General features: G+C 70.7%; 16 protein-coding genes. 9 read left to right on the top strand and 7 right to left on the bottom strand.

Translation table 11 applies throughout. From position 1 onward, the window contains the following. Positions 1-8 precede the first annotated feature (8 nt). Positions 9-395 carry a BlaI/MecI/CopY family transcriptional regulator gene (locus tag ACFW22_RS06455; protein ID WP_386399775.1) on the top strand — a complete coding sequence of 129 codons (387 nt, stop codon included), beginning with the start codon at positions 9-11 and terminating at the stop codon, positions 393-395. Positions 396-411: 16 nt separating this feature from the next. Beyond that, entirely contained in the window at positions 412-1,347 is a 936-nt protein-coding gene (locus ACFW22_RS06450) for a M56 family metallopeptidase (RefSeq protein WP_386399771.1), read from the top strand. A gap of 297 nt (positions 1,348-1,644) precedes the next feature. Here the strand turns inward: ACFW22_RS06450 and ACFW22_RS06445 are convergent, their stop codons facing one another. From ACFW22_RS06445 to ACFW22_RS06435, 3 genes are all read right to left on the bottom strand, one after another. After that, complete coding sequence (locus tag ACFW22_RS06445) at positions 1,645-1,956, bottom strand: NIPSNAP family protein (protein ID WP_386399769.1); 312 nt, start codon at positions 1,954-1,956, stop codon at positions 1,645-1,647. 351 nt (positions 1,957-2,307) lie between these two features. Further along, positions 2,308-3,102 carry a hypothetical protein gene (locus tag ACFW22_RS06440; protein WP_386399767.1) on the bottom strand — a complete coding sequence of 265 codons (795 nt, stop codon included), beginning with the start codon at positions 3,100-3,102 and terminating at the stop codon, positions 2,308-2,310. A 220-nt stretch (positions 3,103-3,322) separates the two neighbouring features. Further along, complete coding sequence (locus ACFW22_RS06435; protein ID WP_386399765.1) at positions 3,323-3,781, bottom strand: Lrp/AsnC family transcriptional regulator; 459 nt, start codon at positions 3,779-3,781, stop codon at positions 3,323-3,325. A gap of 164 nt (positions 3,782-3,945) precedes the next feature. On the opposite strand from ACFW22_RS06435, the gene ACFW22_RS06430 reads away from it, so the two are divergent. Continuing rightward, the gene (locus ACFW22_RS06430; protein WP_386399976.1) at positions 3,946-4,590 is read left to right on the top strand and encodes an AzlC family ABC transporter permease; all 645 of its coding nucleotides are present in this window, start codon (positions 3,946-3,948) and stop codon (positions 4,588-4,590) included. Beyond that, positions 4,583-4,912 (top strand): branched-chain amino acid transporter permease, encoded by a 330-nt coding sequence (locus tag ACFW22_RS06425; protein ID WP_386399762.1) that lies wholly within the window; start codon positions 4,583-4,585, stop codon positions 4,910-4,912. The genes ACFW22_RS06430 and ACFW22_RS06425 overlap by 8 nt, the downstream gene beginning before the upstream one ends. A gap of 350 nt (positions 4,913-5,262) precedes the next feature. Here ACFW22_RS06425 and ACFW22_RS06420 read toward each other — a convergent pair whose 3' ends face one another. Together ACFW22_RS06420 and ACFW22_RS06415 are read right to left on the bottom strand one after the other, a co-directional pair. Then, entirely contained in the window at positions 5,263-5,415 is a 153-nt protein-coding gene (locus ACFW22_RS06420) for a histone-like nucleoid-structuring protein Lsr2 (protein ID WP_386399973.1), read from the bottom strand. Positions 5,416-5,430: 15 nt separating this feature from the next. Then, a complete protein-coding gene (locus tag ACFW22_RS06415) occupies positions 5,431-6,045 on the bottom strand; it encodes a TetR/AcrR family transcriptional regulator (protein ID WP_386399759.1) in 615 nt (204 codons plus the stop codon). A 119-nt stretch (positions 6,046-6,164) separates the two neighbouring features. Here ACFW22_RS06415 and ACFW22_RS06410 point away from each other — a divergent pair, with 119 nt between their 5' ends. The 3 genes from ACFW22_RS06410 to ACFW22_RS06400 all read left to right on the top strand — a co-directional run bounded on the left by ACFW22_RS06410 (position 6,165) and on the right by ACFW22_RS06400 (position 9,003). After that, entirely contained in the window at positions 6,165-7,067 is a 903-nt protein-coding gene (locus ACFW22_RS06410; protein WP_386399756.1) for an SDR family NAD(P)-dependent oxidoreductase, read from the top strand. A 789-nt stretch (positions 7,068-7,856) separates the two neighbouring features. Further along, positions 7,857-8,024, top strand: a complete 168-nt coding sequence (locus tag ACFW22_RS06405) for a hypothetical protein (protein ID WP_386399753.1) — start codon at positions 7,857-7,859, stop codon at positions 8,022-8,024. Between the two features lie 781 nt (positions 8,025-8,805). Further along, complete coding sequence (locus tag ACFW22_RS06400) at positions 8,806-9,003, top strand: antitoxin (RefSeq protein ID WP_386399750.1); 198 nt, start codon at positions 8,806-8,808, stop codon at positions 9,001-9,003. 615 nt (positions 9,004-9,618) lie between these two features. On the opposite strand, the gene ACFW22_RS06395 is transcribed toward ACFW22_RS06400, so the two are convergent. Continuing rightward, on the bottom strand, positions 9,619-10,308 hold the full coding sequence (locus ACFW22_RS06395; protein ID WP_386399748.1) for a hypothetical protein: 690 nt from the start codon (positions 10,306-10,308) through the stop codon (positions 9,619-9,621). Positions 10,309-11,106: 798 nt separating this feature from the next. Between ACFW22_RS06395 and ACFW22_RS06390 the strand changes: the two genes are divergently transcribed. Together ACFW22_RS06390 and ACFW22_RS06385 are read left to right on the top strand one after the other, a co-directional pair. Then, positions 11,107-11,247, top strand: a complete 141-nt coding sequence (locus ACFW22_RS06390) for a hypothetical protein (RefSeq protein WP_386399746.1) — start codon at positions 11,107-11,109, stop codon at positions 11,245-11,247. Beyond that, complete coding sequence (locus ACFW22_RS06385; protein ID WP_386399743.1) at positions 11,240-11,389, top strand: hypothetical protein; 150 nt, start codon at positions 11,240-11,242, stop codon at positions 11,387-11,389. Before ACFW22_RS06390 ends, ACFW22_RS06385 begins: the two co-directional genes overlap by 8 nt. 164 nt (positions 11,390-11,553) lie before the next feature. Here ACFW22_RS06385 and ACFW22_RS06380 read toward each other — a convergent pair whose 3' ends face one another. Then, the gene (locus ACFW22_RS06380) at positions 11,554-12,336 is read right to left on the bottom strand and encodes an enoyl-CoA hydratase-related protein (protein WP_386399740.1); all 783 of its coding nucleotides are present in this window, start codon (positions 12,334-12,336) and stop codon (positions 11,554-11,556) included. Positions 12,337-12,343: the final 7 nt, after the last annotated feature.

The following is a 12,343-nucleotide window of genomic DNA, read 5'->3' as shown; positions in this document are numbered from 1 at the left end:
CGAGGACCGTGGGCACGCACGAACAGCCGTCGGGCACCACCGGCGGACGCCGGGCGAACGGGGCCCTGGAGAGTGAGATCCTGGCCCTGCTGCACACCGTCGGCCGGGCCCTGACCCCCGGCGAGGTGGCCGAACGGCTCGCGACCGGCCTGGCCCACACCACGGTGGCCACCACGCTGGGGCGCCTGTACACCCGAGGCGTACTGGAGCGCACTCCGCGCGGACGCAGTTACGCCTACGTCCCGGTCACCGACGAGCCCGGACTCACCGCCCGGCAGATGCACCGCGTCATGGAGAGCGGTAGCGACCGTGCCTCGGTCCTCACCCGCTTCGTCGACGAACTGTCCGACAACGACGAGGACCTCCTGCGCCGCCTCCTGGCCGGCGACGAATAGGAGGGCCTCCCCAGAGATGCACCTCGCCGTCTACCTGCCGCTCCTCCTCCCCGTCCTCGCCGCCCTTGGTGCGGGGCCCCTCTCCCGCCGCCTGGAGCCGCGCCTGGCGACCTGGCTGCTGACCGTCTCAGGTCTGACACTGGCCGTCGCCAGCACGTGCGTCCTCGGCCTGCTGGCCTTGGCCGGGCTCGTCCGCGTTCCGCTGGTGGCCGCGCTCAAGGGCTACTCGCCCGAGGCCGTGGCGCGCCAGGACCCCACCGGATGGCCGGCCGCCCTCGCGGGCGCCGTTCTGCTGGCCCTCGCCGTCCTCGCCGCCGTTCGGCTGGCCGCCCGCCGCGCCGGGGCCCTGTGGTCCGCAGCACTGGAGGCCGCCTGCCTGCCCGGTACCGACCCGGTCGTCGTGACCGACGACCCCGGCGCCCAGGCTTACACCATGCCCGGGTTGCCCGGCCGCATCGTCGTCTCCCACGGCATGCTCGACGCCCTCGACCCCGCCGAACACGAGATCCTGCTCGCCCACGAACGGGCCCACCTGGACAACCACCACTACGCCTTCGTCTCCCTCGCGCAAGTGGCCGCCGCCGCCAACCCCCTGCTGCGCCCCCTGGCCACCGCGGTCGCCTACACCGTCGAACGCTGGGCCGACGAGCATGCCGCCCGGCACACCGGCGACCGCCGCGCCGTCGCCGAGACCGTCGCCCGTGCCGCCGTCGCGGCCAAGCGCAGCCGAACCGCCGGCCCCGTTCCCGCCGCAGCCCTCGGCATCCTCGGCCGCCGGAGACCCGGCCCCGGTGTCGTCCCCCGCCGTGTCGCGGCCCTCCTCGCGCCCCCGCCCCAGAACCCACCCCTGCTGCTGGTCGTGTCCGCAGCCTTGCTGGCGGCCACTGCCTTGAGCGCCCTGGAAGCCGCCCGTGACCTCCACCAGTTCCTGGAGCTCGCCCGTACGCGCTGAAGCACCACGCTGCCCGGAGGCGATCCCCCACGGCCGCAGCCCGACGTGCCACGACCCGTCCTCCGCGCGCTCCGGGGAACACCGGCTCCGGTGCTGCGTTCGGAATCCGACCCGCGGATCGCGCTGTTGTCGACTGGGGGGATCGCCCATTCCACGGGGCCCAGTGGCGCGGCCCTCGTTGGGCTGATCGCCCGGCTCGGCCGCACCGACGTGCTCCGGGACCGCCTCGTCCAGGCACGACCGGGGGTGCCCGCCGGCCGCCTGCTGACGTCCGGCAGGTCCGCATCCCCGGGACCGTCAGGACACGACGTCGAGCGGCCGCAGGAAGCGGCGCTCGTACCGCTTGATGCAGCGGGTGTTGCGGGCCAGCGCGAAGGCGTCCTGGCACTCCGGGTCCGTCATGCTGTCCGTGCGGTACTGCTCGTACGCGGCGAGGCTGGGAAACGAGAAGAGGGCGTAGGCGATGTCGCTGTCGCCTTCACTCGGCAGGAAGTAGCCGTGGTGCGTCCCGCCGAACCGGTTGACGAGCCCGACCCAGCGACGGCCGTACTCCTCGAAGTCCTCGAGCTTGTCGGCGTCGATCTCGTACTTCAGATGAATGGTGATCACGCCCCCATCATCCTGCAGGCCTGTTCGGCCCCCCCAGCCGTGTGCCGGAAGCGGATCTCGGACCGTGCCGACGACGCGTCCGCCCCACCCGGAGGACGAGCGCCTCGCGGCCCGACTTCGCCGCGCTGCGCCCCGCAACGAGGGATGCCCCGATTCCGTCCACTTCTTTCCCCTTCTTTCCCCCGGCACGGTGCAGTGCGTTCCCGACGAACCCCGCGCGGAGCGCGATGACGGAGTGCCGCAGCAGCGTGGGAAGGGCCCGCTCGTGCATCCGTGACGTGCTGATCAGCGGGTCCGCCCACCTGCTCGTCCCTGCCGCGGCGGGGGCGGCTTCCGACGGTCGGGGGACCCTCAGCCCGCGGTGATCAGGGCGGGCAGGTAGTGGGTGGCAGGCCGGCCCTCGGGCAGCGGCACGCTGGGGAGGGAGGTGTCCAGGGCGTGGATCATCAGCGGATTGCTGCCGACCGGGCCGCCGGCATTGGCCCGCAGTCGGTAGCGCTCGGTGCGCACCTCGTTCCTGGCCAGGGGAGCACCGTCCTGGTAGAGCGAGGGCACCATCACGTCGTTGGCGATCCGCAGTGTGGCCGGCTGCCAGGCTCCGGTCGTCGGGTTCCGGCGCTCCAGCAGGAAGCCGCCGTCGCCGGTGCCGACCGGCTGCCCGGGTTCGGCGACCATGAACTCCATCTGGAAGCCCAGTCGGATGCGGGAGTACGCCTTGGTGTTGCCGTTGCGCAGCGTGACGGTGAACTCCTGGGCGGCGCCACCCCTGGGCAGGGTCAGCCGGCCACCGCTGGTGCTGACCGTCATCCGCAGGGCGGTCCGCTGGACCGGAGCCGCCGTGCTGGCCTTCGTCTCGGCCACCGGGTGGGGCGTGCTGCTGGTGCGGGTGGCCGAGGGGGACGGGGTGGCCGAGTTCGGCCTGGAGGCGCTGACGGACGGGGCAGCGGAGGTGCTCGGGGTCGAGGAGGGGCCGGCGGGGCTCGGGATCGAGGAGGAGGCACTGACGGTGGTCGCCGGGGACTCCGCCGCGGCACTGGCCGGCGGAGCGTCGCCCCGGGCCGTCGTCCCGCTGTCGCAGGCGGTGGCACCGGTACCGAGCAGGGCGGTGGCGAGCAGGGCGGGCAGCAGCGGGCGCTGGATGCGCATGGTGGAAATCCCCCCGGGGTGGAACGGTCGTACGCGTCCACGACGATAGTCCGGACCGGGCCGACCTCGAAGCGGTGAGCGGTAACGGTTCGGCAGGGACGGGATGCCGCCGGCGGAAATCCGTGAATCGACCCGGTGCCCCGTCGGGCTCGGCCGTCCCTCTGCGGTCCGGACCGTCGGGACCGGGTTCGTCGCCGCCGACGTCGCATCCCGTCGAGGATCAATCGACGGACTTGATCGTTTTCATGGTGAGGTGGGAGGTGAAGCGCAGGACCCCGGGAAGTCCGCTGAGCTTGCCGGTGAGGAAGGCCTCGCAGGCGGCGTGGTCGGCGACGGCGGCTCGGACGAAGTAGTCGGGGCGGCCGTACATGCGGCGGAACTCGATGACCTCCTCGTAGGAGGCGACGATCTTCTCGAACTCTTCGAAGCTCTTGCGGTCGTTGGCGTAGATCTCGACATCGATGAGCACTTCGAGGCCGCGGCCAAGGACGGCCGGGTCGATGACGGCGCGGTAGCCGGTGATGATGCCGGCTTCTTCCAGTCGTCTGACGCGGCGCAGGCACGGTGGCGGGGTGAGACCGACCCGTTTGGCGAGTTCGACGTTGGCCAGACGACCGTCTTCGCTCAGGTGAAACAAAATTTCGCGATCAATGGCATCGAGTGCAGTTTCCTTGCCCATGGCTCGATCGTAGAGCCATGATGCGCAACCATATGAGGGCAGAACTTTTCTAAAATGTCTCCATGCCAATACGTTCTGTTGCTGCGGATCCGGCGCGGCCCGAGGCCGGTCCGGCAGGCCGGGCCCCGTCCGAAGCTCGGGCGGCGTTCCGCGGGTCCCTGCCGGTGGGACTGGGTTTCGTTCCGCTGGGCCTTGCCTTCGGGGTCCTCGCCGCCCAGTCGGGTCTGGCCTGGTGGTGGGCGTCACTGTCGGCCGCGGTCGCCTTCGGCGGCTCGTTCGAGTTCCTGCTGATCGGTCTCGTCGTCGCCACGGCGCCGCTGGCGTCGGTGGCCGCCGCCGCCTTCCTGGTCAACGTGCGGCACGTCTTCTACGCGCTGTCCTTCCCCTTGCACCGCGTGCCCGGCCGGTTCGGCAAGGCGTACAGCACGTTCGCCCTGTGCGACGAGGCGTACGCCCTGGCCTCGGCCGAGCAGGCACGCTCCTGGCCCGGCGCACGCATCGTGTGGACGCAGTTCTGTCTGCACGCCTACTGGGCGGGGAGCGCGACCGTCGGGGCGCTGCTGGGCTCACTCATCCCCGAGGGCGTCACCGGCCTGGACTTCGCCTTGACCGCCCTGTTCACCGTGCTGGCGCTGGACGCGCTGCGTGACCTGCGCGGTGATCTGCCCACTCCGCTGCTCGCTCTGGGCAGTGCCCTCCTGGCCCGGATCGCTTTTCCGGACCGAATGCTGCTGGTCGCCTTCGCACTGTTCACCACTGGTTTGTTGGCCCGGCACCTGATGACCGACAGGAGGGCCAACCGTGCCTGACACCACCCATGCCATCGCTGCCGTCCTCGTCGCCGCCGCGGTCACCTGGGCGCTGCGGGTCCTGCCGTTCGCAGCCCTCGCCCCGCTGCGCTCCAGCGGCACGGTCCAGTACCTGAGCACGCGCATGCCGGCCGGTGTCATGATCATCCTGATCGTCTACTGCCTGCGCGACCTGTCGGTGACCGAGGTGCGTTCCCTGCTCCCGCTCGCAGGGCTGGCCGTCACCGTCGGCCTCCACCTGTGGCGACGCAACGTCCTGCTCAGCATCGCCGTCGGCACCGCCGTCCACGTCCTGCTGACCAGTACCCTCTTCGCCGGCTGAGCCCCCGCCGCACCCCGTCCGGAAGGAATGCGGCCAGCGGGAACCGGCCCCGTGCGCCCGGTCCTGGTCGGTCCGTTTCGTGCCCCGGTGGCCTGGAGCTCCCTTTTCTCCTCGAGCGGCCCGTAGGGCACGTCCCAGGTGGAGGGGCGCTCGTGAGGGTCCAGCACCAGGCGGTCGAACAGGGCCGGGTCGAAGATGATCCCGTACGGACCGCCGTCGCTGGTGTGGGCGTGGACGATGGTCGTGGGCGTACCGGGGCCGATCCGATCGTCGCCGGGGTCACGTTCCCGCGCGATCGGTCCGGGCGTGCAGGGGGTGGTTGCCGCGGCAAGGCGGGCGGTTGGCGTGCGTCAGCCGGAATCTTTCCGTTTCCACGCCTCGATGATTTCGATCGGGATGCGTCCGCGTTCGGGCAGGTCGTATCCATGGGCGTTGGCCCAGCGGCGGATGGCGCGCGTGGCCCATCGAGCGTGTCGTGTGTGATCACCGCGCGCCTCTCGCATGCGTGCGGGCACGTCTCAGGTGGGACGCAGGCCGCGGAGTGCGGTATCGACCAGGGCGTCGGCGTACTCGGGGGTCAGGGGGCCGGTGCGCAGCAGCCAACGGTTCAGGAGGGGGCCCCAGATGCTGTCGATGGCGACGTCGAGGTCGACGTCGGGGGAAAGCTGGCCGGATTCCCGGGCGACCCGCAGACGGCGGCGCTTGATCTCGCGCACGGGCCCGTCGAGGCGCTCCGCGTACAGGGCGGCGAGCTCGGGGTCACCGGCCACTTCGATGGTCAGCGCGCGCATGGGCTCCGAGATGCGGGGGTCCGTGAGCTCGGTGAGCGTCGCACGCAGGACCGCCTTGAGGTCGGCCGCCAGGTCACCGGTGTCCGGGAGGGCGGCCGGTTCCGCCTCTCCTTCCGGTCCTTCGCTCAGCATGAGGAACGCGTCGAAGAGCACGGCACCCTTGCTGGGCCACCAACGGTAGATGGTCTGCTTGCCCACTCCGGCGCGGGCGGCGATGGCCTCGATGCTGAGCCTGCCGTAGCCGAGCTCACCCGCGAGGTCGAAGGCGGCCGTGAGGATCGCCCGGCGGGAGGACTGGCTGCGCCGGGCGGCGTTCGGGACCTTGGAGCGCGGGGTCGTCATGGAGCGACCCTATCAACGGACAGAGACGAGACGATCCGTCTTGCCTGGCGGGGGTGGCCGTGGCATCGTGGCGTCAGCAAAGCGAGACGATTCGTCTCGTCTTATTTGAAGGAGGCCCCATGACCGTCACCGCGCCGTCGGCCACCACTGCCACCACTGCCACCGAGGGCACCGCCACCGACGTGAGCGTGGCGCGCACCTGGCTCGTCACCGGGGCCAGCCGGGGCCTGGGGCGCGCGTTCGCGGAGGCCGCGCTGGCCGCCGGCGACCGGGTCGCGGCCGTGGCCCGGACCACCGGGGCACTCGATGAACTGGCCGAGGCCCATCCCGGCCGGGTCCTGCCGCTGACCGTGGACGTCACCGACCGTGCCGCAGTGATCGCGGCGGTCACCGCTGCCGCCGAGCACTTCGGGCGGCTCGACATCGTGGTCAACAACGCCGGCACCCTGTCGTCGGGCATGGTCGAAGAGTTCACCGAGGCCGAGGCCCGCGCGCAGATGGAGGTCAACTTCTTCGGCGCGCTCTGGGTCAGCCAGGCGGTGATGCCGGTGCTGCGCGCGCAGGGCGGCGGGCATCTCGTGCAGATTTCGAGCATCGGCGGCCTGGCGGGCTTCCCCTCCACCGGCCTCTACAGTGCGAGCAAGTTCGCCCTCGAAGGCATGAGCGAGGCGCTCGCCATGGAGGGGGCCGCGTTCGGCGTCAAGGTCAGCATCGTGCAGCCGGGCGGCTACTGGACCGACCTCTACGCCTCGATGCGCGCGACCACGCCGCTGGCGGCCTACGCCCCGCTCCGGGCCGCATGCGAGAAGCAGTGGGCCGAGGGCTCCGTCGACAGCGAGCCGCGGCTGGCGGCCGAGGCGTTGCTCGCCCTGGTCGACGCCGAGGAGCCGCCGCTGCGACTGCTCCTCGGTAGCATGGTGTACGACCTCGCCTTCGACATGGTGGAGCGCCGCAAGGCGACCTGGGCCGGCTGGGAGCAGATCAGCCGGGCGGCCGAGCGTGCCGTGCCTCCGCCCGCGTAGTCGCACCGGACCCCGGAACGTGCCGCCCTGGTCCGCGAACGGGTCCCACGGCAGTTCCCGCGACCCGCTCCGACGCGTAACGGTACGTCGCTTCCGTGGCGGGTGGCATCCACTTTCCTGGCGCCTGGTCGGCCTCCTGACGGTTTCGCCGTGCGGAGAATGCCGCCAACGAGGTCGTTGCCCCGGTCGTTCGCGGAGGCCTCACGCCGCTGCGCGTTCCGGGTGCCTGCGCCGGTCGGCGGAGGGGCGTCATTCCGAGCACGCGATGTTCGGAGGGCTTCGGCATCGGCGAACCGTAGGCGTGGCGCGCCAAGAGGTGCTGGTGGCAGGGGGGAAGTGTGCGGTCTGAGGAGCATGTGGGGTGGGGGCGGGACTTCCCGGTCCGGTACCTCCTGGTGCGGGACGGCCTGAGCGGTGGGGAGGAGGGCGTGCGGTGGGGTCGGTGCGCGGAGGTCGAGGGCCTCTTCGAGGACCCGCCTCCGCTGCCGCGAGAGGTCCTGACGTTGCGCGGCTGCCCGCGCGAGAGCTTGCTGGTCCAGGCCGTGGCGGACAGCGCCGAACCGGTGCGGCTGCTGGAGGACGACTACGGGGGCAGGAAGCGGCTGCCTTCGAGTCCCCGGTTCGACCTGTGGTTCCCCTCGGTCCGGGGGACGGCCCATCGGGCGGGACGTACCACCTGGACGGGCAGTACGTCACCGACGGGGCCGGCTTGCTCCTGGCGCTCGGCGAAGCCCTGCTCGGCCCTGGTGCCAACTACTGCAGAGACCTGGACTCGGTGCAGGACTGCCTGTGCGGCGGGCCTTCCGTCGCCCCCCGTTCACTCTCGTCTGGCACCACGCCGACAGCGCCCGCCACGCCCTCGCCGGGCACGTCCTGGCCCACCTCGGCGGCCTGTTCTACTTCGAGGAGACCGCGAACCTCCTGCGCAAGGGCGGCGTCACCGTCGTGCTCCAGTGAGGGCAACGGCGGCCGATCCCTGACCACTTGAAGACGACGCCCGACCAGGAGGAAGAACGGAGTGGGGCAACGGCTGGACGGACGAGGCGCCGGCAGCGCCGTCTTCCGGCATCCGGATGGTGCTACGAGCTTCGACGGAGACGGCCCGGTCGGTTGTCATGCGGCGCCGCCCCTGCTCAGCACCGAGCCCGGAGCCGCCCTACGGGCTCCCCGTCGTCCTGCGTGGGGCGGTGAGTTCGGCGGCCGATCCTTCTCGAGTGCGTCGCAGCCCTTCGCAGCGCCCCGTCCTGGGGGCAAGGGCCGCTGCCGTGATGTGGTCAGGCCCCGTCCCCGAGGTCGCGTCCGCTGGAGGGACGGGCGGCGGGCCACGTGGGCCCGAACGGACGCTCCCTCATACGGGTGATGTTGCCGGAGACGGCGGAGAACCGCTCGGCTCCGCGCCGCTGTAGCAAAGGTGCATGAAGCCGATCAACGAGCAGCACGTCGTGGGGCCCGGTCGGGGGGTACTGGACAACACCGGAGGGACGGGGACACCGTGGTGACCGAGCTGGGGGAGCCCGTTGGCGTCAGCGTGCCGATCAGCGTGTCAACTCCCCTTCCCGCCGAACTGTTGTGGGCGGGCACCTTCGAGGACGGGGCGCTACACGGGCCGACCGCGAACCGTCGTACACCGCTTGACCTCGGAGCTGACCATGTCCGCCACAGCTGTCCCGTACGACCGGTCCGCTGTGGAATCATTACTTCCGCCTGGCAGTTTGAGTGAAGGAGACGAGGCTTCCGCATGTTCGACGCCCTGAAGAACCTCAAGGACAAGGCTGAGGATCTCGCCGGGACCCACGGGGACACGATCTCCGGCGCGCTCGACAAGGTCGGCGACTTCGTCGACGACAAGACCGACGGCAAGCACAGCGACAAGATCGACACCGCCGTCGACAAGGCCCAGGAGTACGTCGAAAAGCTCGGCGAGAAGAACACCTGAGGTCACACCCGTCCAACACGGTCCGGGCCGCCGCCTCCAGGCACCCGGACCGCGCGGGGTCTTGGAACCGGCGATCGAAAGGCCGACGACAACGGTCGCCGGCATCACGGACGGAGCGCGGCGGAGCGTGCGCCTTGACCTGTGCAGGTTTCGAAGCCCCGTGCCGTGGTTCGCATGATCCGGGGGTGGCACCGGGCCGGAGGTGCCCGTGGACCGCCGAGAGGAGCAGAGCCACCAGCCCGCTGGGAAGTCCTTCGTCACCCGGATGCCGGAGACGGGCGCTGCGCCGACGGGGCCGGGGCCGGGGCCGCACGACGTGGTCATGGACCGGTCCACAGACGATTCGACTCACACCGACTTCTTCAGCCGCTTGTCCACGGCGAGACCCCCACGGCACCCGGATCGCTTCGAGGACCGGCTCGAACTGCGGTGAATCAACCCGCTGCCCGGCCGTGACCGTGACGGGCAAGGACTTCTGCCCCGGCCCCGCGATCCGTGACGTTCGGGCACGTCACGCAGGGGCGCCGGTCCGGGGCTGCCACCGCATGCCGCCCAGCCGGCCCGTGATCGTGCAGTTCGGTGAGAGTGCCGCTCATGGCGGTTCTCGCGTCGCGGCTATCTGTTTCTGGTCTTGCCCCAGGCTTCGAGGATCGCGACAGGGATGCGGCCGTGGTCGGGAACGTCATGGCCGTTGGCCCGTGCCCACGTGCGGACGTCGCTCGAGTTTGCCGTCATGCCTGCCAGTGGCTGCGGCGCCGTGTCGACCGGTGCGGGTGTCGGGGCGGGTGTGGTGGGGGTGAAGAAGACCCCTTGGGCGAGGAGGTCGTCGGGGAAGAGAGGGACGGTTTCGCGGCCTGGGAGGGCTGCGACGAGGAAGTCCGCGAGGCCACCACCGTAGGTGTACCACCGTGGCCCCCGGGCCTGGTTCGCGGCGATGGTCCACTTCTCCGGGGCGTCGGCGGGTTCGGCAATCCAGAAGAGGTACTCGCCGTTGTCCGTCACGCCCATCGCGAAGAGGTGCCCCGGGTCATGGGGGACCGGGTGGCTGCCGTTGTCGCGGTCGTGTTGGAGCTGAGTGCGGATCGTGGCCGGCATGGGGCCGGTGAGGTTCGTCCACCGGGTTGGCGCATGGGGGTGGTAGAGGTGCAGGAAGTCGCAGAAGCTGCCCGGTCCATAAGCGTCAGCGATCTGCCGGTAGTCCGTCGGCAGTCTCGTGTCGAGTGCTTGCTCGGTCGAGGACCAGTCCGTCGGCGGGGCGGTGGACGGCGGGGGGCAAAGGTCGGTGAGACGGTCGATGCTGTTCATGGGAGCGGTCCTGGCCGGTGGCGGCGTTGCTGGTCGTGGGCTGGGTTGGTGAGGTCCTCCTCATGGGGGAGGTCGCCGTGGTGGTCGTGTGCCTCGAGTGGGAGCCGTGTGGGGGCGGAATCGGGGAGGGCGTCGGTGTACCCAAGCCGGTGCCGCATCACGCGGCAGTTCCCTCCACGCCAGAAAGCCGATCAGGACAACCACCTGAACGAGGCACACGGTCCACACTCCCGCCAAGACGGCGAACAGTGCAGGGAGAAGCAATAGCGTTCCGCACGTGGCAGGGAACAACCCGGCACCTCCATTCCGGGCCAGGAGGCGGGCGATGACCACCAGGGACAGCGAGGGGAGTCCCTCGATTGCGAGGAGGCCTGCAAAGAAACGGGCCCATTCTTCTATGCGTCCCCCTTCCAGGGCCATGAGCGCGCCACAGAAGGTCACCCACACGCCGCAGAAGACCGCTAGGTACCCATGGACGTCCCGCCGGATCAACGCCCCGATCTTCACCGCGCCGCTCACCGGCGCTCCTCTCCGTGGCGTCGCGGGCGGGGCTAGAGTGCCGAAGAACCGCGACGGGTGCACTTTGACATCCTAATTGAACACGTTCAAGCGCGGTGTGCGCCATGGGCGCCTGGATCACCTGGAGCCTCAGTCGGCTTGAAGTCTCGGGGCAAAGGGCTGGTGTGACCGACTCGCGGGGCGGGTTCGGTCCGGGAACCGGGCCGGCGCGGAAGCGGCGATGACGTCAACGGGGCCTGCGGCCACCTCTGCGCCAACCGACTGGAGAGTCACGGAAGGATGGGGTTCGCCCGGCGGAACCCCTTCCTGGAGGGACTGGCGGTCGACTTCCGCGGCTGGCTCGACGCCGGCGAGCAGATGTCTGCCCTCGCGGTCGACGTCCGATGCTTCCTCGCACAGCAGGACGGCGGCCGTGGCTGATCTGCAGCTCGTCCGGAATCCGAACGGACACGGGTGGGCGGACTGCCGTATCGCTGACGGGCACACCGATGCCGAAGTCGCAGCCTCGTACGTCACCAGCACCCCCGAGGATCTCCTGCAGAACGAGGACGGCCGGGCGTAGGTGGGCAGCTGCCGAGTGCACCGGTCAGGCACCCTGCTGCTTCGGTGGCGGTGAGGTTGCGGATCGCGTCGTCGGGGCTGGTCAAGTAGATCGAGTGGTCGGCCCTGCCGGCCGCGGGGTCGCTCGGTGTGGCCGTCTCGGCCACACCGAGCGGGGGAGCGTCGTCAGCGTCCGGTGAACGTGGGCGGGCGCTTCTGGAGGAAGGCCCGCATGCCTTCCTTCTGGTCCTCGGTCGCGAACAGCGCGTGGAAGGAGCGGCGCTCGAACCGGAGCCCGTGGCTGAGCCCCACCTCCAGGGATTGGTCCACCGCTTCGCGGGCGGCACGCACCGCGGCACGGCCGAGACCGGCCACGGTCGCAGCGATGTCGGCGGCCTCTCCCGCGAGGTCGGCCACCGGCACCACCCGGGAGACGAGACCTGCGCGTTCGGCTTCTTCGGCGCTCATCCGACGCCCCGTGAGGATGAGGTCCATGGCCTTGGCCCGGCCCACCAGACGCGTGAGCCGCTGGGTCCCGCCGATGCCGGGCATGACGCCCAGCAGGACTTCGGGCTGCCCGAACACGGCCCGGTCGGATGCGACGACGATGTCGCACATCATCGCCAGTTCGCAGCCGCCCCCCAAGGCGTAGCCGTCGACTGCGGCAACCTTCGGTGTCCGCAGGGCGGCGAAATCCTCCCATCGGGCGAAGTAGTCCTCCTCCGCCATTTCGGGTGCCGATCGATCGGCCATCTCCGCGATGTCCGCGCCCGCGGCGAACACGCCGTCGGATCCGGTGACGACGAAGCAACCGACCTCCGGATCTTCGTCCAACGGGGACAGCGTGCCGAGGAGTTCGTCCAACAGTGCGCCGTTCAGTGCATTGCGAACGGCCGGACGGTGCAGCTGGACGGTGACCACCGCCCGGTCTCGCCGTACGACGATGTGGTGCAGGTTCGATGCGTTCACGGTGTGC

The organism is Streptomyces sp. NPDC058872 (genome assembly GCF_042743065.1).
Lineage (GTDB): Bacteria > Actinomycetota > Actinomycetes > Streptomycetales > Streptomycetaceae > Streptomyces.
Note: the sequence above shows the minus strand (reverse complement) of the source record. Positions and strands in the feature narration are given on the sequence as shown.

Coding starts and splice junctions, on each gene's coding strand:
- ACFW22_RS06450 (WP_386399771.1), top strand. CDS start 412: ATGCACCTCGCCGTCTACCTGCCGCTCCTCCTCCCCGTCCTCGCCGCC.
- ACFW22_RS06440 (WP_386399767.1), bottom strand. CDS start 3,102: ATGCGCATCCAGCGCCCGCTGCTGCCCGCCCTGCTCGCCACCGCCCTG.
- ACFW22_RS06435 (WP_386399765.1), bottom strand. CDS start 3,781: ATGGGCAAGGAAACTGCACTCGATGCCATTGATCGCGAAATTTTGTTT.
- ACFW22_RS06420 (WP_386399973.1), bottom strand. CDS start 5,415: ATGCGAGAGGCGCGCGGTGATCACACACGACACGCTCGATGGGCCACG.
- ACFW22_RS06415 (WP_386399759.1), bottom strand. CDS start 6,045: ATGACGACCCCGCGCTCCAAGGTCCCGAACGCCGCCCGGCGCAGCCAG.
- ACFW22_RS06410 (WP_386399756.1), top strand. CDS start 6,165: ATGACCGTCACCGCGCCGTCGGCCACCACTGCCACCACTGCCACCGAG.
- ACFW22_RS06400 (WP_386399750.1), top strand. CDS start 8,806: ATGTTCGACGCCCTGAAGAACCTCAAGGACAAGGCTGAGGATCTCGCC.
- ACFW22_RS06395 (WP_386399748.1), bottom strand. CDS start 10,308: ATGAACAGCATCGACCGTCTCACCGACCTTTGCCCCCCGCCGTCCACC.
- ACFW22_RS06390 (WP_386399746.1), top strand. CDS start 11,107: ATGGGGTTCGCCCGGCGGAACCCCTTCCTGGAGGGACTGGCGGTCGAC.